At 61.9% G+C, this 22,128-nt stretch carries 17 protein-coding genes; 3 read left to right on the forward strand and 14 right to left on the reverse strand.

Going from position 1 to position 22,128, the window contains the following annotated elements; translation table 11 throughout:
• Nucleotides 1-11: 11 nt before the first annotated feature.
• The 3 genes from ACQY6T_RS07870 to ACQY6T_RS07880 all read right to left on the reverse strand — a co-directional run bounded on the left by ACQY6T_RS07870 (nt 12) and on the right by ACQY6T_RS07880 (nt 3,699).
• Entirely contained in the window at nt 12-893 is an 882-nt protein-coding gene (locus ACQY6T_RS07870; RefSeq protein WP_428630090.1) for an alpha/beta fold hydrolase, read from the reverse strand.
• On the reverse strand, nt 893-3,067 hold the full coding sequence (locus ACQY6T_RS07875; protein ID WP_428630092.1) for a TonB-dependent receptor: 2,175 nt from the start codon (nt 3,065-3,067) through the stop codon (nt 893-895). Before ACQY6T_RS07875 ends, ACQY6T_RS07870 begins: the two co-directional genes overlap by 1 nt.
• Nucleotides 3,068-3,180: 113 nt before the next feature.
• Nucleotides 3,181-3,699, reverse strand: coding sequence for a MarR family winged helix-turn-helix transcriptional regulator (locus ACQY6T_RS07880; RefSeq protein WP_428630094.1), 519 nt, complete (start codon nt 3,697-3,699; stop codon nt 3,181-3,183).
• 68 nt (nt 3,700-3,767) lie between these two features.
• Between ACQY6T_RS07880 and ACQY6T_RS07885 the strand changes: the two genes are divergently transcribed.
• Together ACQY6T_RS07885 and ACQY6T_RS07890 are read left to right on the forward strand one after the other, a co-directional pair.
• Entirely contained in the window at nt 3,768-3,929 is a 162-nt protein-coding gene (locus ACQY6T_RS07885; RefSeq protein ID WP_428630096.1) for a hypothetical protein, read from the forward strand.
• Between the two features lie 136 nt (nt 3,930-4,065).
• Nucleotides 4,066-4,293: a hypothetical protein gene (locus tag ACQY6T_RS07890; RefSeq protein ID WP_428630098.1), complete on the forward strand. Its 228-nt coding sequence runs from the start codon at nt 4,066-4,068 to the stop codon at nt 4,291-4,293.
• Nucleotides 4,294-4,388: 95 nt separating this feature from the next.
• On the opposite strand, the gene ACQY6T_RS07895 is transcribed toward ACQY6T_RS07890, so the two are convergent.
• The 11 genes from ACQY6T_RS07895 to ACQY6T_RS07945 all read right to left on the reverse strand — a co-directional run bounded on the left by ACQY6T_RS07895 (nt 4,389) and on the right by ACQY6T_RS07945 (nt 18,536).
• Complete coding sequence (locus ACQY6T_RS07895) at nt 4,389-4,673, reverse strand: hypothetical protein (RefSeq protein ID WP_428630100.1); 285 nt, start codon at nt 4,671-4,673, stop codon at nt 4,389-4,391.
• A gap of 55 nt (nt 4,674-4,728) precedes the next feature.
• On the reverse strand, nt 4,729-5,526 hold the full coding sequence (locus ACQY6T_RS07900; RefSeq protein ID WP_428630101.1) for an alpha/beta fold hydrolase: 798 nt from the start codon (nt 5,524-5,526) through the stop codon (nt 4,729-4,731).
• A gap of 198 nt (nt 5,527-5,724) precedes the next feature.
• The gene (locus tag ACQY6T_RS07905) at nt 5,725-6,744 is read right to left on the reverse strand and encodes a sugar kinase (protein ID WP_428630103.1); all 1,020 of its coding nucleotides are present in this window, start codon (nt 6,742-6,744) and stop codon (nt 5,725-5,727) included.
• The gene (locus tag ACQY6T_RS07910; protein WP_428630105.1) at nt 6,741-7,532 is read right to left on the reverse strand and encodes a 2-keto-4-pentenoate hydratase; all 792 of its coding nucleotides are present in this window, start codon (nt 7,530-7,532) and stop codon (nt 6,741-6,743) included. Before ACQY6T_RS07910 ends, ACQY6T_RS07905 begins: the two co-directional genes overlap by 4 nt.
• A 19-nt stretch (nt 7,533-7,551) precedes the next feature.
• Nucleotides 7,552-8,298, reverse strand: a complete 747-nt coding sequence (locus ACQY6T_RS07915) for a FadR/GntR family transcriptional regulator (protein WP_428630107.1) — start codon at nt 8,296-8,298, stop codon at nt 7,552-7,554.
• A gap of 82 nt (nt 8,299-8,380) precedes the next feature.
• The gene (locus ACQY6T_RS07920; RefSeq protein WP_428630109.1) at nt 8,381-11,233 is read right to left on the reverse strand and encodes a TonB-dependent receptor; all 2,853 of its coding nucleotides are present in this window, start codon (nt 11,231-11,233) and stop codon (nt 8,381-8,383) included.
• Between the two features lie 114 nt (nt 11,234-11,347).
• Entirely contained in the window at nt 11,348-12,187 is an 840-nt protein-coding gene (locus ACQY6T_RS07925; RefSeq protein WP_428630111.1) for a rhamnogalacturonan acetylesterase, read from the reverse strand.
• Nucleotides 12,187-12,939 carry an SDR family NAD(P)-dependent oxidoreductase gene (locus tag ACQY6T_RS07930; protein WP_428630113.1) on the reverse strand — a complete coding sequence of 251 codons (753 nt, stop codon included), beginning with the start codon at nt 12,937-12,939 and terminating at the stop codon, nt 12,187-12,189. Before ACQY6T_RS07930 ends, ACQY6T_RS07925 begins: the two co-directional genes overlap by 1 nt.
• Nucleotides 12,940-12,952: 13 nt before the next feature.
• Nucleotides 12,953-14,236, reverse strand: a complete 1,284-nt coding sequence (locus tag ACQY6T_RS07935; RefSeq protein ID WP_428630115.1) for an MFS transporter — start codon at nt 14,234-14,236, stop codon at nt 12,953-12,955.
• Nucleotides 14,233-16,395 carry a heparinase II/III domain-containing protein gene (locus ACQY6T_RS07940; RefSeq protein ID WP_428630117.1) on the reverse strand — a complete coding sequence of 721 codons (2,163 nt, stop codon included), beginning with the start codon at nt 16,393-16,395 and terminating at the stop codon, nt 14,233-14,235. Before ACQY6T_RS07940 ends, ACQY6T_RS07935 begins: the two co-directional genes overlap by 4 nt.
• Nucleotides 16,392-18,536 carry a polysaccharide lyase 6 family protein gene (locus ACQY6T_RS07945; protein WP_428630119.1) on the reverse strand — a complete coding sequence of 715 codons (2,145 nt, stop codon included), beginning with the start codon at nt 18,534-18,536 and terminating at the stop codon, nt 16,392-16,394. The genes ACQY6T_RS07940 and ACQY6T_RS07945 overlap by 4 nt, the downstream gene beginning before the upstream one ends.
• 216 nt (nt 18,537-18,752) lie before the next feature.
• Between ACQY6T_RS07945 and ACQY6T_RS07950 the strand changes: the two genes are divergently transcribed.
• Entirely contained in the window at nt 18,753-21,794 is a 3,042-nt protein-coding gene (locus tag ACQY6T_RS07950; protein ID WP_428630120.1) for a TonB-dependent receptor, read from the forward strand.
• The last annotated feature ends 334 nt before the right edge of the window (nt 21,795-22,128 follow it).

Raw genomic sequence — 22,128 nt, forward strand, 5'->3', positions numbered from 1 at the left:
TGGCTCATGCTCTAGCGCACGATCACGGCGTCGATCGAGCGGTGAAGATCGGCGACCACCTCATCGCGATTGATTTCGTTCAGTATCTCATGCCGCGCACCCGGATAGATATGCGCGTCAACCGTCAGTCCCGCCGCACGATAGCGGTCGATCAGCGGCTCGACCGCGCCGAGCATCGAATAGAGCGGGTCCTCGTCGCCGGATGCGATCCAAATGGGCAGATCCTTCGGGATAGCCGCGATACGGGACGCATCCGCCAACGCCACCCCCTGACCGAACAGGTCGCCAAAGCTTTCCGGCACCAGCGCAAAACCACAAAGCGGGTCGGCGCAATATAAATCCACCTCGCGCTCGTCGCGGCTCAGCCATTCGAAGCCGGTACGTCCGGGTTCGAAGGGGGTGTTCAGCGCCGCGAAGAGCGCCGGGTCAGCGGCGCCCGCAGCAGCAATGACATCGACCGCCCCCGATCCCGACAGCACGAGCGCGTCGATCAAATCGGCATGATCGAGCACAAAAGCCTGCGCGATCATCGACCCCATCGAATGGCCCAGCAGGATCAGCGGCACTCCCGGATTTTCACCCCGCGCCATTTCGACCAAAGCAACGAGGTCGGAGACGACTCCCGCAAATCCACCCGGCCCATAATCGCCCAGCGTGTCGGTCAGGCGCGCCCGCTCGCCATGGCCGCGATGGTCGAGCGCGTAAACGACAACGCCGGCGGCAATGATTGGCATCAATGGCGCGCGATACCGGTCGGCATGCTCACCCATGCCATGCGCGACAACCAGCACCGCGCGCGGGGCCTGCGCCGCGTCGCTCCATCGGCGCACCTCCAGCGCGATGCCGTCGCGCGGGCGCAGTGGAAAGCGGTGTTCGCCTTGCCGCGCCGACATCAGAAGTGCGCCGTCACTTCAGCGCCGAACCGGCGCGGGTAAGGCACGGTCGAAAAGCGGGTCAGCGTATTGGGGTCGGTCTGCACCCCGGTTTCGGTGCGATTGTCGGTCAGGTTCTTCGCATAGACCGCAAATTCGAATTGCCCCGACGGCTCACGGAAAGCGATGCGTGCATTGACGTCCCAAAAGCCCTTAACGAGAAATTCGGGCGCGTTGGTCGCCTGAAAATATTGCGACCCGACGCGCGTCGCATCGCCATGCAGGGTGACCGCGCCGTCGGCGCCGATCGGAATCGCATAATCGCCAGCGAGGTTCAGCGTGTATTTTGGCGCCTCGATCAAGCGATTGCCGGACAGGTCGACGCCGTTGAGCACCAGCTGTTTATATTTGGCGTCGAGCAGGCCCAGACCGGCGCTGAACTGCAAACCCGTGACGGGCCGCACCGCGGTCTCGATTTCCAGCCCCCGGATACGCGATCGTCCGGCGTTGACCAACTGGACGTTGCCGATGCCGACGACATTGGCAAATTGCTGGTTGGTGAAATTATACTGGAAAACCGACGTGTTGAACGTGAGTTTTCGGTCAAGCAGCTGGGTCTTGAGCCCCGCTTCATAGGAGTCGAGTTTCTCCGGACGCGCGACGTTGAGGTCGGCCGGGTTCGTTAAGGCACCGCCATTGAAGGCGCTTGAGCGAAATCCGCGCGCGAACTGCGCATAGATCATCGCATCCGGCCCGAATTTGAACCGCGCGCCGACGCGTCCGGTCGGTTCCTTGTCGTGATAGCGCGGGAAGGAATAGGCCGGATTGACCGGGATAACCGGCGTCACCTGGAAATCGTTAATCTCGCCCTTATCGTCGGTATAGCGCAGCCCGCCATAGATGGAGAGCGCCTCCGACAGGTCGAAAGTCCCGTCGATATAGGCAGCATAGGATCGGCGCTGCTGGTTATAAAGCTGGCGCAATTCGGGGAAGGCGAGCGGCCCGGTCGGGCCACCGAACAGCCGGTAGTTGGTGTTAATGTCGATATCGTCTTTATAATAATAAAGACCACCAATCAGCTTGATCGGCCCATCGCCGTTGGTCGATAGTCGCAGATCCTGGCTCATCTCCTTGTTCTGCGATCCGAAATCGATATGCAGCAGGTCGGCGATGCTCCCGTCGCCGTCGACGGTGTTGAGAAAGCGACCGGTGATATAGCTGCTGATAGAGGTCAGCGTCACTGCCCCCAGATCCTTGTTCAGCGTCAGATAACCGCCCTGACCGCGCACCTCGATCACGCCCGATCGGTCGGTTGCGACCTGATGGCGCGTCAGCGGATCGCCAGTGAACGGGTTGATGCGGGGGTTGATGCCAAAAGCGTTCGTGCCGCCGGGGCCGAGGCCGGTATTGATCGCGCCGATCGCGTACGCGTCATTCTTGATCACGAACAGCCGCAAGGTCGCATCGAAACCGCTTTCGGAATCGCGATAGGCCAACGTCAACCGGCCACCCTTGCGGTCGATGTTCGACAGGTCGCGCCCGGCCGGGTTAACATTTTCGATATAGCCATCCGAATGCGCGACGTTCAGTGCGAAGCGAACCGACAGTTTGTCATCGACCAGCGGCGCTTCGCCCGCGGCCTTGACTTCGAAATAATCATATTCGCCATAGCCCGCCGACACGACGCCCTGATTTTCAAAGGTCGGCGCCTGCGAGATGAAATTCACCGCCCCGGCGGTCGTATTCTTGCCAAACAACGTCCCCTGTGGCCCGCGCAGGATTTCAACGCGCGATATGTCGAAAATCTGCGCCCCGCCAAGATATGAAGCGCCGACATAGACTTCGTCGAAAAACACCCCGGTCGACGAGATGGCGTTGAGATTGAATTCGGAGGTCGATATGCCGCGGATCGCGAACTTCGGCTGAGATTCATCGCCGAGGACGGAGACGCGGACATTCGGCGCCAAGCGGGCAATTTCAGTACCGCTGTCGATCCGGCTGGCGGTCAGGGTCTGGCTGCCGAGCACAGTGACGGACACCGGCACGTCTTGCAGTCGCTCTTCGCGCTTCTGGGCAGTGACAACGATATCGTCGTCGTTGGCCACGGCGTCGGCTTGCTCCTGCGCCAAGGCAGGGCTCGCCCCCAACAACAGCGCGGCGATGGCAGTCTGGCTGCACAGAAACGGCTTCAACATGATGATCCTCCCGAAGAGGCCCTTCCCGCTTGCTGCGGAGTCTCACGGGCGCTCGTCAGAACCGATCATGATACACGATCATAATCTTTTCAAGATGAAAATGTTATATTGCCTTATCTATTTTGTGGCGACACAGGGCTTAATGGCTCAGGCGGAATGAATACGCGGTACATGAACTCCAGCGCTTCGGCGCGCTCGTCTGGCGAAAGATGCGCCAAGCGTTGATCGAGATACCCGACGGCGGCGGCCGTCATGCTTTCGACAAATTGCGCGCCTTCACACGTAAGCTGGATTATCTTCTGTCGGGCCGATTCGGGTGATTCAACGACCTCGATGAAATTCAGCGGGGCACTCGACAAGGCGCGCAGCAACCGTGAAATCTTCGCCTCGCTCAGTTCGAACCAGCGCGACAGATGCTCAAACACATCTTTTCGCGCCACCCAGCCACCTGCGCCCTTTGCGTGAATAATCCATAGCATCGCTGCCTGCATGCGATCGACGCGCCCCTGCGACATCGCCTGCTCCATCTCCATCCCCAGCTGGTAATGAACGGGATAGAAATAGTGCATCAACCGCGTGCCGAAGGTCGAAGTCATCGGGCGCGGCGCCCCTTGATCATTGGCAATGCTCATACGACCCCTACTGCCCGACAATTTGTCGCAGATCATCCCCTGATGAGCAGATTCTGGCTTCCTGCGATATGAACGCAACACCATTTCAGGCGCAGCGCGATCAATCGCTGTTTTTCTCGCGCTATGCTGCTCTGATCCGCCAGCCACAATTGGCCGATTGCGAAGCTTCCGCGTTCAGCCGTAAATTTGAGATCGCCGACATCGAACGATTTGCCGCGGCAACGACGTGAATCAATTGATAGGTGCGTCTGACGCACGATATTCCATAAGATGAAAGCGTCTATGCTGTCCTGACGCTTAGATATCCAATGCCGACTAATTCATTGGACGATGCGATCAGCCTCTCCCGCCTCGAAGGAATATCACGTGACCGACATCGCCATCTTCCGGGATCGATTGGCAGAGCTGCCGGAGCTACGCGCTGCAGCGTCCGAAGGTTTCGGCAAAGGCGTCAATCTGCTGCTTTCCTGCGGAAGCCGGAATATCCTGTCCGCGCTGACTGAGGCGGAAACGCTAGGGATTTCGGCCCGTGGAGTCGGAAGAATGCACATCCTGGTCGGAACTGAAAATGCCGTGCCGGACGAGGATTGGTAGCAACCACCGGGAACGAAATAGCGCGTTACTTCGAGCAAATTGGCGGCACCGATCCCCAAATCGGCTTTGATCGTAGTTCGCAAGAGTCCGCTGCGTCAGGACCAACAGCGCTTTCGGATCGCCTGCTTGTAGAGCTTGCCGGTCTCGTGCCGCGGTAGTGCCGGATCGAAATCGAACGAGCATGGGCATTTCAGATGGCTGAGATTGGCGCGGCAATGGTCGATAAGGCGGGCGGTATGGAGTCGGCCATCGTGATCGAGCGGATCTAGGCGCCGTTCGTTGGTTTGCGGAAGCGGGTTAAAAATAGCAGGATGCGGTTGAATGTTCCTGAAGGACAATGCGAGCGTCACCGGACGCCGACGCGCGATGGCGGACGTCATGTTTGGCAAGCGAAACAACGGATTAAATCCACGACAAAGCAGGCTCAGCGACCCGCTAATTAGCCATGAATCCCGCGACTTCGTTGACGAAGGTTGTTTCATCAGCACCTGCCGTGGGTGAATGGTCACCATTGGGTACGATCCACAAGGCAGAGCCACTGATCGACCGATACATGTTGACCGGAATGGATACGGGGAAAAACATGTCGCGGTCGCCATGGACGATTAACGTTCGGGCCTTGATCTTGGCGAGATCGGCGGCCTGGATGTTCGTATCATCTTCGCGAAAACCCAAGGAACGGAACTGACCGACCAGTGATCGCACCTGCTCCTCCCCCCGACTAGCGCATTGTCGATAACGGGCAAGAACGTCCGGCGGCAGGCTCTCCATCGCTGCAGATTGCATTATCGCGCGCGCTTCATCGGGAAAATAATTTGTCCCACTGACAACCACCATCCTCGAGAGGCGGTCAGGAAAAGCTGTTGCGAGGTGGAGAAGAGTTATGCCGCCAGTGCTGAACCCAATGGCCCTCGCCTGCTTGATCCCCAATATATCCAGAAGTGCACGAACATCTTCGGCAGCCTGACCGTGGCTGAACACGCCGCCCGGGTTGGTGGACTGCCCGTGTCCGCGCGCATCGATGGAAATGACCTTGTAGGTTGCGGATAGTTTTTCCGCGATACTGCCCCAGTCGGCCGCACAAGAGCCAAAACCGTGCAGCAGCAGCAATGGCTCACCCGTTCCCGCGACGGTGTAGTGGAGCGAAATTCCGTTAACCGTTGCGGTTTCCGCGATCGCGGGGCCGGACGCCATTGTCAGGAGGGCACAAGCGGCCAAAGCAAATGCTTTCATCTTTTCAACCCTCGCTGAGCACCCTCATCAAATATCGCGTCGGCAAGCATTTCGCAACGTCCGCTTGCCACCCTATTGTTGCGCGCCTGCCGGTGGAACGCAGCGCGGGCTAACGCGGCAACTGGCCGAAATCGAACGATCTGATCCTGGTCAAATGCGTTGAATATCATACCTGCGCCGCTCAGCATGGCGATTACCCTAACGCGCGATGTCCCGCGCAACGTCAGACGCGCGGTCGATCGTGGGGCGCGAGAAGGGCGCAAAATCGCCGTGAACCCCGTGTTTGAGTGCAGCCAAGGCAAGGCCGTGCTTCGCCGCGTCCGCCAAGCCTTTCCCGGTCCATAAACCGTCGAGAACGCCCGCCGCGAACGCGTCGCCGGTTCCGACCCGGTCGATCACCGGCGTCACGACGGTGGGATCGGTCGCCCCGCAATCGTCGCGCGTATCGATACGGGCCGTCAGCCGGTGCATGTCCGGGCCGACAATTTCGCGCGCCGTGGACGCAACATATTCAAGCGAAGGAAAGCGATCGAGCAAAGCAAGCGCGGCCTCGCGCCGCCGGTCTTCACCGTCTCCCGAAAACTCGCGGCCCAGCAGCAGCGTCGCATCGCGATGATTACCGAACAGCACAGTCGCCTGCGCAACGATGGGTTTCAATATTGCCGGAGGGTCGGACGGCCAGCGGTCCCACAGGCGGCCGCGCCAATTGCCGTCGAACGACACGCCGACCCCCGCCGCCCGCGCGCGAACGACCGCTTCGAGCGCAGCTTCGGCGCTGTCCGGGCCTAGCGCGGGCGTGACGCCCGACATATGCAGCCAGTCGACGCCGCCCAGCAGATGATCCCAGTCCCAGTCGCACGGCCTGGTTTCGGCGAATGCCGAACCCGCGCGGTCGTACACCACCTCGGCCGGTCGCATCGGCCCCCCGGGGAGGTAGTAATAGAGACCCATGCGGCCCTTGGGACGAAGCACGGGGCCGACATCGACGCCGTGACGGCGCAATTCGCCCAGAGCGCCGTCGCCGATCGGTCCTTCGGGCACCGCGCTGATCATCGCGGTGCGATGGCCAAGCGCGGCAAGCGCGACCGCGACATTCGCCTCGGCACCGCCGACATGCGCCTCGAAACGCGCCGATTGCAGCGGCAACTCGCCGTGCGGAACCGAGACGCGCATGACGACCTCGCCGAAACAGGTGATAATCCGTTGGGGTGCCATCATTTTTTGAATCCCGCTTCCGCCGCGGCGATGCAGGCGATTTGGACGCCATCACCGAAACGAGCGGTTGCCGTCTGGCCGAGTGCAATCGGATGAACCCCGGTGATCGCGCCTGCCGAAATCCATTGCCCGGCCGCCAGTTCGATGATGCTGCGCAGATGGAGATCGACAAGAAAGCGGAACGATCCCCAGGGGCCGTCGAGCACATCAATCGCTCGCCCGGTCCCGACCGTCACGCCGTCGATTTGCGTCTCCACCATCAGTGCCGAGAAATCGGCGTGACCGAGGGATGGCCCGAGCAGGAGGCCATTATTAATGCCGATGTCGGCGATGATTCCACAGGGCGCGTGATCGTGGACGTCGCGCGCCGGCGAACTCGCAACCTCGAACCCGGCGCGGATGTCGTCGATGAAGGCGAAGGCTTCGTCGTCGGTAGCGGGGATATGCTGAGGGACCGCGTTCAGCCGCAGCATCACTTCCGACTCGATCGCCGCGGCGCCGCCGCCGAAAATCGAGGCGGTGCCGGGGGTGGAGCCATCGAGCGCGTCGATGCGCAGCACCGGCCCCGCGAGCCGCACCGCGCCAAAGTAATCGACCAGCGCCGGAGGAATGCGCCCGACTTTCCAGCCGAGTACTGCACCCCCCAACGCCGCGCGCAGGCGGCGCTGAATGTCATAGGCCTCGGCGAGCGTCGTCGGCACCGGCGCAGGAAAATGCGGCAGGGCGACGCCCGACAATCGTGCCTGAAACAGGGCTGCGGCGGCGACCTGCGCGCGCGAACCGGCGCTCATGGACGACGCCGGCTAGCCATCAGGCGAGCTTGGCGGTCAGCAGATAACGTTGGCGGCTTTCCGCCGAGCGCTGACGCAGTTCGACCAGCGCCTGCTCTTCGGTTTCGTCGAGCATCGATTCGATGAGGCGATTGAAATGGCGGCGCATCGCGAGCCGCGCGCCGCTGCCGTCGCGCTTGCGTAACGCTTCGACGACGTCGGCATGTTCGGCCTGACGCGCGCTGCCGTCCTTGCGGCACACCAGCGAGTGACTGACACGCACCTCGGGCAATTCCATCCGCATCCGCCACAGGCTTTCGATAACATGAATGATCGCCTTGTTGTTCGACGCCGCGGCGATCGTCATGTGAAACTCGCGGTCGATCGCGCTAATCTCTTCCTCGCTCGCGCTATCGTCGGCCATCGCCTCGAGCAATTCTTCGAGTTTCTCCAATGTTTCCGACGATATCGTCGGCGCAGCAAGCGCCGCAGCTTCGGCCTCGAACAGCGAACGCGCTTCAGTCAGTTCAAACGCGCTGACCTTCGGCAAGATCGCATTGTCGCCGGGCAGGATCGCCTCGACATAGGCGCCCGCCCCCGTGCGGATGTGAATCCAGCCCGTCGCCTGCAACGCTATCTCGGCTTCGCGGATCGTCACCCGGCTCACCTCGAAGCGTTCGGACAGCTCGCGCTCCCCTGGCAGCCGGGTTCCGGGCGGAAAGCTTCCGTCGAGAATCTGGCGCCGAATCGTGTCGACAACATCTTCGAAAAGGCGGCGTTCGGCCATGGTCAATCATCTCCCCGCGTCGGTACTAGGAAGTCCATACAATCCGGTATGACAAGTTTGAAGCCCATGACCAAACTTAGTTCTAAATTCGCGCCCGGATGCCGATGAAATATTTCGCGCCATAATAATGATATTGGCGGCTGCTGCCATAGACCGGCATATAGGTCGTCTTGGGCTCGTTGAAGATGTTGAGCGCTTCGAAGCGCAGCGACACGCCCTTCATGAGGTCGAGCGACGCACGAAAATCGACGGTTTCGCTGGGCGCCACATAGCGCAACTGACTGTTGCCACCGACGAAATCCTGGAAATATTTGCCGCGATAATTGTAGATCGCCTGCAGCGACACCGGACCGATCTCGTAATAGGCCTGCGCCGACAGTACATGCTTGGAATAGCCCGAGAGGCCGGCCGGCGGGATGATGCCCGACGACACCGTCTCGGTTTCGGGATCATAGACATCGCCAAGCCGGATATCCTGCGTCTTGAAGTTCGAATTGGCGTAATTGTAGCTGACCTTGGCGCCCAGCCCGTCGAGCGGCTTGGGCAGGAAGCTGAAGCGCGTCGCGGCGGTCAGTTCAAGGCCATAGACGCGCGACTTGTCGGGGCTGTTACGCGTCTGCGTCACCGGGATCGACACCGCTTGGCCATCGATCGTGAAATCCTCGTCGAACACCACCGGCTGGAAGCCACCGGAGAACTGCTTGTAATAGACCGTGGCCGACAGCAGGCTGTCCTTGTTCGGATACCATTCGACCGCCAGGTCAGCGTTCCATGACATCAACGGCTTCAGACGCGGACTGCCGTTGGCGGTGATGTTGCGGATCGCGTCCTCGACCGAGGTAAAGCTGGTGCCATCCTCGAGCAAGATCGTGCGACCGGCACCGAGCGCGCTGGGATTGGGGCGCGACATCGCGCGATAAGCCGCGGCGCGCACCAAAGTGTTCTGCGCGACCTCGAAAATCGCATTGGCGCTGGGCAGGATGCGGGTGTTCTGGCTCTTGATCGTCACGGTGTCGAATTCACCCGAGGTGACGAGACGGATCGAGCCGTCGGGATTGGTGACGATGCTGAGGTCGCTGCGCAGACCATCGGAGATGACGCGCGTATTGACGACGCGAACGCCGACATTGCCGCGGATCGGCATATTGCCCAGATCGGCATCATATTCGGCCATCACATAGCCCGCGAACGTGCGTTCGGTGACGTCGCGGTTGGCGACCGATCGGGTGTCCGGCAAGTTACCCGGATCTTCGGCGCCCATATATTCGCGGAACAGGCAATCGACGTCGAACGTCGCCCAGCTGTTGATGCTGTTGCCATCGGCGGCCGACAGATAGTCGGTTTGCGGAAAAGCCTGACGGCACAGGTTATTGATGCGGCGGTCCTCGGCTATCGCCGGGTTCAGGTTGAAGTCGCCGTTGCGCATATCATAGTCGCGGTAGGTCAGCTGCGACCCGCGGCCGCCCGCCGAGATCTTGCTGAGGAAGCCATCCATTTCATAGGCGACGTCGAAGCGGCCGGCGTAGATTTCGTTGCGCCGCTTGCTCTCGTCGCGGCGGAAGCGCGCGTCGTCCCAGAACAGATTGTGGTTGTTGAGGTCGAAGCGCGGGTCGATCGTGATCGTTGGGACGAAGCTGCCCGGCGTGATCGCGTAGGTATAGGGAATGCGCATATTGTTGAAGACCGTTCGCACGCCGTTGACGTCGGTGGGGTCGGTGCGCAGGCGGACGTTACGTTCGATCTCGGTGCGGACGGTGCGCGAATAGCTGCCGTCGAGCGTGACGGTCAGCCGGTCGCTCGGCTGCCATTCGACCGACAGGCCGCCGCCCAGATATTCTTCTGACCGCGACAGCTCGGACCCGTTCGATTCGAGTGAGGTCAACCCGTTCAGGCTCTGGACGATGCCATTTTCGTCATAAATGACGTTCGTCAGGCCATAACGACCCTCCGACAGATTAAGGTCGCGGCGGCTCTCGACAAAGGTCCGGTCCGAATATTGGACATCGAGGTTGATGTTGAACTGGTCGGACGGGCGCCACTGGATCGATCCGAACACCGCGTCGCGCTTGTCGGTCTCGCTGATCTGGCGGAACGTATACGCGTTGGGGACGAGGTAGAAGGGTAGATTCTGCCCATATTCGTCGCGGGTGAATTCATTGCAATTGTTGTTGGCGACGACCGGCGATGCCTGGCACGCGGTCCAGGTGGAGCTTGCGGCAAAGGTTTCTTCGGGATTGTTGGTGTCGTTGCGCTGGACGCCGATTGCGATGCCGATCGTGTCGTTGGCGAACTGGTCGACATAGCTCAGCGTTCCGCGCCAGCCGACGCCCCCGCCCGATCCGATCACGCGATCGCCGTAAGGATTGTACTGCGCCTTGATATCGGCCTGCAGGCGGCGCTTGCCGAAATCGAGCGGGCGCAGCGTGCCGATCTCGATCGTCCCCGCGACGCCGCCTTCGACCAGGCTCGCCTGCTGGGTCTTGTAAATCTTGATGTTGTTGACCAACTCAGACGGGAATTGGTTGAAGTTCACCGAGCGGTCACCGCTGCCGTTCGATGCGTCGCGGCCGTTGAAGGTCGCGTTCGACAGGAACGGGCCAAGCCCGCGCAGCGCGATTTCCGACGCGTCGCCCTTTTCGCGGTGCGTCGTCGCCCCCGTGATCGTCTGGATCGCCTGCCCGACGGAAATCGCCGGGATATCGCCGATATCATCCGACGACAGCGCATCGACGATCGCCGTTTCAGCACGCTTCGTGTTGATCGAATTCTGGATCGTCTCGCGAATCCCGGTGACGATGATGGCGTCTTCTTCGCCTTCGACCTGCGGAGCGGGCGCATCCTGCGCCATCACCGGCATCGCGGCGATCAGCAACGTCGAGCCTGCGCTCGTCAGCAAAGCGGCGCGCAGCAGGCGCGCGTGATTGCGAGAATTCACTTCGTCTCTCCCATATGTCGATTCTGTTCTGACCAATATTGTCAGAGTTTAACGTTCTTTTGTCAACCATGATGTATGGACAATTGGACTAACCAATTGTCCATACACTTTCGATCAGCGAACGAGCTGACTTCCCAGCCCGGGCACGGCGCGCGCCAGCGCCTCGGTAACGAGCTTGGCGGTCACTTCGGCGCCGACGTCGCCAAGGTGGGTGTAGTCGAACTTGCGCGTCACCTGTCCGCGCGCGCCGTCGCCTTCGATCGGCGGCGGTGAAGCCGGGGCGGGAGCCGCGGGCAACGTGGTGCCAGCCTGCGCCGCGGCAAGCTCTTGCGCCGTCGGCGACTCCTGCGCGAGGCTGGTCGCCGTTTCGGCGCCCATCTTTTGCGCCTGCGCGGCGCTGAGCGCGTTGAGATCGACAAGCGGCACATCCATCGCCTTGGCAACGCCGCGTACCTGGTCGGACCAGCTCGCGAGCGTATTCTTCAGCTTACCGTCCGTGAACTCGCGGCGGGTCAGCGGGGTGACGAGCACCGGGGTCGCGCCCGCCGCCCTCACCTCTTCGACAAAGCGACGCAGGTTGGCGGGGAATTCGGTCGTTTCGTCGGTCCAGCGTTCGGATTTGCTCGACTGGTCGTTATGCGCAAACTGGATCAGCACCCAGGTGCCGCGATAACCCGGCACCTTCGCCTCGGCGATTGCGATATCCCAGCCGCCTTCCTGACGATAACTGCGCGTGCTCCGCCCGCCGCGACCCGCGTTCACGCACGCAACCGACGATTTGACGTGGCGTGAGCAGAACGCGCCGCCCCAGCCGCTGTGCGGCGCCATCGTCGAATCGCCGACCAGGATGATCTTGTACGGCTCGAGCGGCGGCGCATCGGTCCGCTCGCGAGTCTGGGCCTGCGCCCCGCTCGCGAGCAGGGCCATGATGGCGGTCAGGGCGAGCCGGCGCATCAGGAGAAGCCCAGCCCGCCGTTGATGTCAAGGCAGACGCCGGCGAGGAAGCTTGCCGCCGGCGACGCGAGATAGACGATCGTGTCGGCAACCTCGTCGGGATGGCCTTCGCGGCGCAGCGGCGTGTTACCCGCGGTCGCGGCGCGGCCTTCGGGTTTCGAGAAGATGTCGTGAAAGCTGGTGCCGATCAGGCCGGGGCAGACGGCGTTGACGCGGATGCCCTGCGGCCCGAGTTCTTTCGCCATCGAGCGGGTGTAGGTCATCAACGCGCCCTTCGCGGTCGCATAGACCGACGCGCCGGGGCCGCCGCCGTCGCGGCCGGCGAGCGACGACACGTTCACCACCGACGATCCTTCGCCGAGGAAGGGCTGCGCGGCCTGCAGCACGAGGAACACCGACTTCAGGTTCAGCGTCATGACCTGGTCGAAAAAGGCTTCGTCCATTTCGCTCAGCGTCTTGCGCGCGATCATGCCACCCGCGAGGTTGACGAGGATGTCGAGGCGGCCGCTGAACGCAATGCCGACCTCGTCGAGCATCGCCTTGACCGCGCCGCTGTCGGTGACGTCGGCCTGGATCAGAAAGGCATCGCCGCCCGCATCCTTGATCATTCTCAGCGTATCTTCGGCGGCTTCGCGGCCGCTGTTGTAATTGATCGCGACGCGAACGCCGGCGCGCGCGAGCGCGATCGAGACCGAGCGGCCGATGTCGCGTCCGCCGCCGGTGACGAGCGCGGTTTTCCCCTGGAGATTCATGTGATGCATTTCCTTATTCTTGGGTGTTGGTGGGTGTGGTGACGACCGGTTCGACGCGTCCGCCGATCAGCCAGAAACAGAGGAAGGAGATCGGCACGATCGCCGCGCTCAGCGCGAAGATCGGCGCGTAGCTCGTCTTGGTCAGCACCGGGACGAGCCAGGTGGTGATCAGCGTGCCGGCGACCGCAGCAGTGCCGCTGATCCCGGCCAGACTGCCCACCGCGCCGCCGCCGAAATAGTCGCTGGGCAACGTCTGGATATTGCCGATCGCCATCTGGAACCCGAACAGGATGCACGCGATGAGCAGCACCGCGGTCAGCGGATCGTCCGCGCCAATCGTAAACAGCAACGCCGGCAGCATGATCGCGCAGCCGATGGCGATGGTCAGCGTGCGCGCCTTGTGGACGCCGCCGCCCCGGGTGATGATCCGCCCCGAAAGCCAGCCGCCGAACAGGCTGCCGAACATCGCCCCGACGAAGGGTACCCACGCGAACATGCCGATCTGCTTGACGTCGAAGCCAAAGGTTTCGGCCAGATAGATTGGCAGCCACGACACGAACAGCCACCAGACAGGATCGAGGAAAAAGCGCGACAGGATGACGCCCCAGCTCTGGCGATAGCGCAGCAGCTCTCCGAGCGGGATGCGGCGCCCCTCATCGCGGCCCGCCTCGGTGCGACCGGTAAGGATATACTCGCGTTCTTCCTCGCTGAGGCTGGGATGCTTTTCGGGATCCGCCTTGTAGAACCAGAGCCAGGGAATGAGCCACAAAAAGCCCAAAACACCAATGACGAGGAAGGTCCCGCGCCAGCCGAAATAGACGAAGAGCAACGCGACCAGCGGCGCCGAAACGATGCCGCCGAGCGACGCACCCGCGTTGAAGATGCCCTGCGCCAGCGCACGCTCGCGCGACGGGAACCACAGCGCATTGGCCTTGGCCGCGCCCGGCCAGTTGCCCGCTTCGCTGACGCCGAGCGTGGCGCGCAAGGCACCGAGCAACGGCAACGAGCGAACGAGCGCGTGGGCTGCGATCGACAGCGACCAGAAGATGATCGAGATGGCAAAGCCCATCCGCGTCCCGATCGCATCGAAGATACGCCCGAACAGCGACTGGCCAAACGCGTAGAAGATCATGAAGATCGTCACCAACAGCGCATAATCTTCTTTTGTGGCGCCGATGTCTTTCGACACCTCGGGCCACATCACCGCGAGGGCGTTGCGGTCGATATAGTTGATGACGGTGGCGAGCGCGATCAGGGCAATGACGCACCAGCGGAAACGGCCTTTGATATTGCTCATTTCTTCGCTCCGGTTTTGGCGAGGTCGAGGCGGCCGACGGGGCCGGTCCAAGCGAGGGTACGGCCGTCGACGGCGACGCTATGCTTCGCGAGCGCCGCGACATCCTCGGCGATCGCCAAAGCAATGCGGCGGCCGTCGACGAGGGTGATCAGGACGATATCGACGCCCTTGTCTTGACGATGTTCGAGCGCCGCGACGCGCGCGCTGCTGGCAACGACGGTCTCGGCCGACGCATCATAGGCGCCGTGGGGTTCGAGTAGGCTGACAAAGGTCGCGTCCGCCGCGCCATCAACCCGCTGGATCAGCGCGGGCTCGCGCCGCAGGTTGAATTCGGGATCATTAGCGCCGCTTTCGGCGACGATGAAACGTGCGCCAGCGGGCGGCAGCATATGATAGCTGTAGAATCTGCTGCCCTGCATCCACGTCAGCCGCGCCTTGCCGGCCTTCGTGCCTTCGCCATCGACCCACAGATGCTGATAGCCATTGGCTTTGCCCAGCACGGGCCGCTCGGCGAGCTTGCGGTCGAATACGATGTCGCTGTCGATGATTTGCCCCGAAAAATGCAGCGGCAGGTCATAACGATGCTTGCCGCTGCCAGTGGCTCGGAGAATATCGAGCGTAAGCGGATTGGCGAGGCCATCGACCTCGACCAGCAACAGCGCGCGGCGGAAGGCGACATCGTCGTACGCGCTGTCGATTTCGCCGATCGCATAACGCGTCGGTCCTTCAAGTCCGGCGGCGAGCTGGCGCGTTGGCGATTTCTCGCCCGTCTTCCAGTCGCCGGCGAAATGGCTTTGCTCATCGACGACCAGCGTGTTGTGCGCGATCGTCGCGCTCGCCCAGCTGTCGTTTTCGGGCAGATAGCGCCCGCCCTGTTTCGCCTCGACATTCAGGAAGCGCGCGGCGCCATAGTCGGTCACGACGGCGCCGGTCTCGTCATAATAAAGCCAGCCGAGCCGGTCGAAATGGCCGTGCCCCATGCCCTGCACAGTGTTTTTGGCGACGAGCAGCGGGCCGCGCGGATCGGCCTTGGTACGCAGCAGCACGAGCGCGCCGCCTTTCCCGTCAGGGCCATCGGAGAGCACCCACGAGCCGAACGGCCAAGACTTTGCCTTGCCCGCAGCGAGATCGGCGGCCATCGCTTGGCCCGCGGGGGTCAGCACGGTACGCCCCTGCCAGTCGGCGATCGACAGGAAGGTCGGATCCTTCGTTGCGCCATAGGCAATCGCCACGGCGTGATAGAGTTCCTCGGTGCGCAGGCTTTTGTCGGGCATCGCATCGTTGATCGGCAGAAAATAGCCGTCGTGGGTCACGTCGATCGCGGTGCGGATCGCCTTCAGCACAATGCCATCGCGGTATTCGAAGATCCTGCGGTCGGGATCATTCGCCGCGATAGCCGCTGCAAAGACGACGAAGGGCTGCAACGCATAGCGTTGATAATAGGGGCCTTCGGCATAATAGCCGTCGGGCGAAAAGAGCAAATCGAGCTGGCGCAGGAAGCCCGCCTTGCCGCTCTTGTCGAGTCCGAGCAGCGCCTTGTCGACCAGGTCGCGGTCGCCGAGCAGATATCCTGACAGGCCGACGCCAGCGGCAGCCCAGGTCGCGTGATTGTGGATGCGGTTGATGACCTCGGGCGATCCGTCGGACAGGAAGCGCGCCATCGGACGGATCACATCGTCGTCGATGCGCGTGCGATCGGCGGCGGACAGGGCATCGCGAATCTCGGCATAGCCCTGCACCGCATTCACCAGAAAGACGCTGTCGTTGAGGCTCTGCCAGAACAGGCGCCCCGGAACCTGGTTCGATGCCGCCGGATGCGGCCCAAGCGTCGGATAAAGATCGGCATAGGCCAGCAGCAGGTCGCGGACATGGTCGCGATAGCGCGCCTCGCCGGTCAGGCGGAAAAGCTGACCGCCCTCGAAGATGGTGCGATAATTGCGCTTATGCTGTTCGTGGGTGAAGCCGCCGCCGGGGTCTTTGGGCACCGGCACGTTAATGCCCGCCTTGATCGACGCCTCGAAGCCCGCCTTGGCACGCGCGATCTCGGCAGCAAACAGCGGTGCATATGCCTGCGCCGAAGTCGCGGGCGGCGTCTGCGCCCATCCGGGGGTGGCCGACAGCGCCGCGGCGGCAAGCAAAAGCGCGATGGTCCGGGTCACGGGCGTGCCTCCACAACATTGGCCGCGACCTGCCCGCGCGGCGGACCTTTCCACACCAGTTCCTCGACCCGCGGCGCTGGCGTCGCGGCAAAACTGTTCGATGCGATCCGCGTTTCGGGCGCGCCGACCGAGTGGATGACGAGCACGCCGTCCGATTTGGCAAAGCTGTTCTGCGTAATATCCGCATGTTGGGAGCCCGACAGCCGCAACGACGCGCCGTCGAGCCCGCTGTCCGCAACGTTCGATCCGGTCATCGCGAACCAGGGACCGAAGGTGCTTTCGTCGGTCCCCTTGCGCAGCAGGTCGGCGACCATCGCAACGCGCGCGAAACGGCTGCCGGTGATCGTCAGCCGTTCCATCGGATACCAGCCCTTAGGCTCCTGCTCGCCTGTACCCGCGACGACGACGCCCATCTCGGCGAAGTCGCTGTTCGTGATTATGACATCGTCGGCGAAGGTGCCTGTCGCCATGGCGATACCGTCGAGCCGGCCCTTTCCAGGGCCGCGCACCGACACGCCGTCGAGCGTGATCGAATAATTGGGGGCAACGCCGGTCGCGGCGGTCACGAGCGCGCCGTCGCCGACCGCACCACGCGCATCGATCGCCAGATTTTCGAGCCGCAACCCGCCGCCGCCGTCGATCTGCGCCAGACGCGACGCGACGCGCAGCACGGGCTTTGCACCCTCCGCGCCGGCGATGGTCAACCGATGCCGCACTGACAGCGGCGCAGCGATGTCATAGGTGCCGGTCGCGAGCGTCAGCGTATCGCCCGCCTGCGCACCGGCGAGCGCCTGTGCGACTGACGCGCCGGCAGCAAGCGACTGCTTGCGGCCGCTGCCGAAGGCCGCTTCGGGGGCATCGCTGCGATACCAGCTTGTACCGACGTCGTTGCGTGTCACCGGCTTCAGGTCGCGCGGCGCACCGACCGCCGCGAGCGCGGGGTTGACAGGGTATAGCAGGCCGTTGGCGGCGCGTTCGAGGGCCACATCACGCTGATCGACACCGGCGGTCAGCAGCGGCTTCGCAACCTTCGCCTCAACATTGCCCGCCAGCGCGATGCCACCGATCTCGCCTTCGGCGCGGAATGGGTCCTGCCCCTTGGCACCGACAATCAAATTGCGTTCGAATTTGCTGTCGACCGGCGCTGCCGACCGTTCTGCGTCGGCACCCGCCGCCAAAGTGATGCGCGCGCTGTCGATGATGCTGTTGCCCTCGATCCGCGCTTTCGCCACCTGATGATAGCGGTTGATCACCGAGTTCGGCACGCCGTTCATCACGCTGATCGCGCTTTTGAAAGAGGTACCCGCGAGCCCTTCGAAATAATTGCCGCGGACGATCTGGTCGCGGTTGATGACGCGCACGCCGCCGGTGTCGGGCACCCCCTTGCCCAGGAAGATGTTGCGTTCGACCAGATTGCCGTTGCCGTGGCGCAGCACGAACGCACCCTGCGCTTCGAGCACCAGATTTTCGCGAATGATATTGCCGCCCGATTTGACCGAGACGATCTCGACCTCGCCGCTGGTGCGATCAAAAATGTTGCGTTCGACGGTCGTACTGGAGTTCGACAGCGACTCCTCGCTGGTCCCGATCCGGATCGTCTCGCCGCCGTTTGAGCCTAGCGGCGGACGCGGACCGAAATAATTGTGATCGATGCGGTGGCGATTATCGAGCGGGTCGCCAGCACGGCGGATCACCGCGAGCGTCACGCCGCTGTTGGTCTTGCCTTCGAAATGCGAATGATCGACGCGGTTGCCGGTGCCATAGAGCGCGACCCAGATATCGTCGGCGCGGCGGTCGGCCTTGCTATAGCCGTCGATGACGACCTCGGTGATCCGCGAGTCGGTCGCAAGGCTTTTTGAATCGCGGCGAAAACTGATCACTTCACTGGTCGGGCTCGCGCCATTCTTGAAGACCAGGCCTGACACGAACAGATGCCGGCCACCCATGCGCAAGTTCGACTGGCCGGTGATCACCACCCTGCCCTTGGTCTGCGCGGTCAGCATGATCGGCTTGGCGGCGCTGCCGTTGCCAGTAAAGACAATCTGGAAATCGCGCCATTCGCCGTCGGCGAGGATGATCGAGTCCCCCGGCTGCGCCTTTTTCACCGCCGCCTTATACTGCGCCTGATCGGTCACGAGCATGTCGCGCGCCAGCGCGGGATTTGCGGCCGAGGCCAACAATATCAATGTCAAAGCGGCTCTTACCTGCACAGCGCCTCACCCTTTTTATGATTCTTGCTGACTGGTCTATATAACAGGTAGGACAATATCAACCCGTTAAAGGTATAGATCATGGGTTGACATATTGGTCGGACAAAGCGAGCCTTCCTGCAAATAAAGTCGAACAGGGAGAGTGGGATGATTCGGGGCAGCCTTGGTCGCGTGGCGCGCGGCAAATTCAACTTCGCAGCGGCATTGCTCGGCACCACCGCCATGGCGGCGCCAGCGATCCCCGCGTTTGCGCAGGATGCCGCGCCGCAGGAAAGCGCTGACACCGAACAGGCGGGGGATGATGCAATCGTCGTTACCGGCATCCGCAGTTCCCTTGCCAACGCGCTGGGCGAAAAGCGCACCTCCGACAATATCGTCGAGGTCATCCAGGCCGAAGACATCGGAAAACTGCCCGATCAGAACCTTGCCGAAGTGCTGGAAAATGTCACCGGGGTTCAGATCACGCGCCAAGCCGGGGTCGGCAACGCGGTGCAAATCCGTGGCACCGATGCCAATCGTACCGAAATCAACGGCGTTTCAACCATCGGATCGGGGGCCGGTCGTTCGGGCATCAGTTTCGAAGATCTGCCCGCCGCGCTGATCGCCTCGGTCGAAGTCACCAAGGTTCCGACCGCGCAGACGATCGAAGGGTCGGTGGGCGGCACAATCAATCTCCGGACGATCCGTCCGCTCGACCTGCGCGATCCGCTGATTGCCGCGCGCGCGCAGATGGAGAATAGCGACCTTTCCAAATCGACCTTGCCGCGACTGTCCGCCACGCTCGGCAACCGGTGGGACACCGGCATCGGCGAAATCGGCATCGTCGTCAGCGGCAGCTACGCCCGCCAGGATGTCGCCGCGTTCAAGCCGCGCGTCGACCGCGACGCGCTCGTCCTGCCGGGCTCGAGCCTGAGCGCCGAGGCTTTTCCGTTTCTGCGTATCCAGTTCCTGCAGCAGGGGCTCGAGAATTATGAATATGAAACCTACAACGGCACCGCCGCGCTGGAATGGAAGCCGAACGACGATCTGAAATTCTATTTCGACGCGACGCTCAATAACCAGAACCGCGGCCAGCAAAGCCATCGCGTGCAGGTATCGGGTACCGCAACGCCCTCGGTCGTGGATGCAATGAACAACACGGCATTCGAGGACGTCGATTTCGGAACGATCAACGGACCAAACGGCCCCGTCGATCTAGGCACGGTCCAAGCGGCAGTCGCCGGCACCATCGGGATCGGCGGCACAACCGGAAGCGTGATCGATCCCAACCTGCGCATGTCGAGCGATACCGGCGCGCGCGTAACCAAGAGCCGCGTCTTTGACCTTGGCACCGAATGGCAAGCGACCGACAATTTGAACGTGCGTGCGGAAGTGTCGCTGTCGACCTCCAAATCCGATTTCCCGAACTTCTCGACGACGCTCGATTTCATCAACCCTAACGGCCCCCAACCGGTGATCGGGCGCAGCATCGACAATGGCGTACCGATCGAATTCGACCTGCGCGGCGGCACGCTGCAATTCGGCATCGATCAGGCCAGTCCCTTTGCGCCGACGACGGCGCAGTTGCTCGACCCCGCCAATTATCAGCTGCAACAGGTCACCCAGGGCGCCAATTCGACCGACAATGAGGAAAAGGCTGCGCGCCTCGATTTCTCCTACGACACGACCGATCTCAACCCGTTCGTGACATCGCTCGACTTCGGCTACCGCTGGAACCGGACGTCCGCGGTCAACAGCGAATTTTCGAACAATGTCAGCCTGACCAACACGACGAGCGCCTGGAACCGGCCGTCAGGTGACCTGTTTTCCGACATTCTGATCCCCGGACCCCGTAATTTTTCCGCGGCCGATGGACGAAAACTATCCTTCTCCGACTTCCTCCTCATCGACGGCGGGCTCGCGTTCCGCGATCCGGCCAAGGTCCTGGAATCGCTGAATGCCGCCATTGCGGCGAGCAACGCGGCGCGAACCCAAGGTCCCGCCGTCGCATCGCTCGCCACGCCGACCGAATCCTTTGCGGGGTTCTTCAGCATCAAGGAAACCACGAACGCCGCCTATTTCCAGGCGAATATGGAAGGCGAAATCGCCGGGATGCCAGTACGCGGCAACGCTGGCTTCCGCTGGCTGCACACCAAACTCTCCTCAACGGGAAACAACATCGCGAATGGCACAGTGACGGGGCAAACCGTCGCCAGCAGTTCGTATAATTTCCTGCTGCCCCGCTTCAGTCTCGTCCTCGAACCGGCCGACAAGTTGCTGGTCCGCGCCGGCATCGCGCGGGACATTCGCCGCCCCAACTTCGACACGTTATCGACGTCCTTTTCCTTCGGCACCGGCGCGAACACACCGGTCGCGGTGGGCAATCCGGATCTGGTGCCGGAGGCGGTATGGTCGTTCGATCTGTCGGGCGAATATTATTTCGCCCCGTCCAGCTTGATCAGCGTCGGTTTCTTCCACAAAAGCCGCACGAACCTGTTCGCACAGCGGCAGGAAGATCCGGCGCCGAACCTCGACGCCAATGGCAATCTCAACGTCTCGATCGATCCGTCGTGTCCGGGCGGCGGTATCTACAATCCGATCGCCAACCGGAACATCAACAACCCGGTCCAGGGCGTCGGCATCTGCGTCCCGCGCAGTTCGACCTTCAACGTTCCCGGAACCACGACGCAAACCGGCGTCGAAGTCGCCTTTCAGCACGATCTTTCGGCATGGGAGGATGTGCTCGGCTTTGCCTCCGGTTTCGGTTTCATCGGCAATTTCACCTATCAGAAGACGGGCGGAACGGCGCGCGAATATCGGGTCGCCGACGGCCCTCGCACCGTCTTTACGCAGCTGGGAAATCCCAATTCCCAAGACCTTATTTCGCTGACAAACCTGTCGAAATATGCTTATAATACAACGTTGTTCTACGACAAATACGGTCTTAATGCGCGGCTGCGCTATACGTGGCGTTCAAGCTATGTGTCGAACGATCCGTTCTTCTTCGGATTGCCGCTGATCAACGGCGCCAGGGGGCAGCTGAACGCCAGCATCAACTACGACATCAACGATCACATCAACGTCGGGGTCGAAGGAATCAACCTGCTTCGCGGCGATCAGAACCAATATTGCGTGAACAACAAGGCGCTCCTGTGCTTTCAAGGCCTCACGGATCGCCGGATCACCGCCGGGTTGAGCGTGAAATTCTAGGCCGTCGGAAGGCAGCGACCGTCGACGACCGTCGGCATCTCACGTGACAATTTGCCGCGCCACTTTTGGCCGATCGCTGCCATAGCCTGTTGGAAACAGCATGCGTTTATTGTGATCTGTTGTTGTTTATCATACGCCGCGAATGAATTTAAGTTATTGAAATTAATATATATTGTGTTTCTGTCATTAGGTCGCTGGGTCGAACCCAGCAGGGCTCGCATTTAAGCTCAATAACTCAGCTTGCCAGCGGCGTAGGGCACGAAGGTAGGAAGCAACCACATAGCGACCACGCCAAAGGGCAACCCGCGGGACCTGGTGAGAAACCTGACTAAGT

The organism is Sphingopyxis sp. (assembly GCF_965279725.1).
GTDB lineage: Bacteria > Pseudomonadota > Alphaproteobacteria > Sphingomonadales > Sphingomonadaceae > Sphingopyxis.

Coding starts and splice junctions, on each gene's coding strand:
- ACQY6T_RS07870 (WP_428630090.1), bottom strand. CDS start 893: ATGTCGGCGCGGCAAGGCGAACACCGCTTTCCACTGCGCCCGCGCGAC.
- ACQY6T_RS07875 (WP_428630092.1), bottom strand. CDS start 3,067: ATGTTGAAGCCGTTTCTGTGCAGCCAGACTGCCATCGCCGCGCTGTTG.
- ACQY6T_RS07880 (WP_428630094.1), bottom strand. CDS start 3,699: ATGAGCATTGCCAATGATCAAGGGGCGCCGCGCCCGATGACTTCGACC.
- ACQY6T_RS07885 (WP_428630096.1), top strand. CDS start 3,768: ATGAACGCAACACCATTTCAGGCGCAGCGCGATCAATCGCTGTTTTTC.
- ACQY6T_RS07895 (WP_428630100.1), bottom strand. CDS start 4,673: ATGACGTCCGCCATCGCGCGTCGGCGTCCGGTGACGCTCGCATTGTCC.
- ACQY6T_RS07900 (WP_428630101.1), bottom strand. CDS start 5,526: ATGAAAGCATTTGCTTTGGCCGCTTGTGCCCTCCTGACAATGGCGTCC.
- ACQY6T_RS07905 (WP_428630103.1), bottom strand. CDS start 6,744: ATGATGGCACCCCAACGGATTATCACCTGTTTCGGCGAGGTCGTCATG.
- ACQY6T_RS07910 (WP_428630105.1), bottom strand. CDS start 7,532: ATGAGCGCCGGTTCGCGCGCGCAGGTCGCCGCCGCAGCCCTGTTTCAG.
- ACQY6T_RS07915 (WP_428630107.1), bottom strand. CDS start 8,298: ATGGCCGAACGCCGCCTTTTCGAAGATGTTGTCGACACGATTCGGCGC.
- ACQY6T_RS07925 (WP_428630111.1), bottom strand. CDS start 12,187: ATGCGCCGGCTCGCCCTGACCGCCATCATGGCCCTGCTCGCGAGCGGG.
- ACQY6T_RS07930 (WP_428630113.1), bottom strand. CDS start 12,939: ATGAATCTCCAGGGGAAAACCGCGCTCGTCACCGGCGGCGGACGCGAC.
- ACQY6T_RS07935 (WP_428630115.1), bottom strand. CDS start 14,236: ATGAGCAATATCAAAGGCCGTTTCCGCTGGTGCGTCATTGCCCTGATC.
- ACQY6T_RS07945 (WP_428630119.1), bottom strand. CDS start 18,536: ATGCTCGTGACCGATCAGGCGCAGTATAAGGCGGCGGTGAAAAAGGCG.
- ACQY6T_RS07950 (WP_428630120.1), top strand. CDS start 18,753: ATGATTCGGGGCAGCCTTGGTCGCGTGGCGCGCGGCAAATTCAACTTC.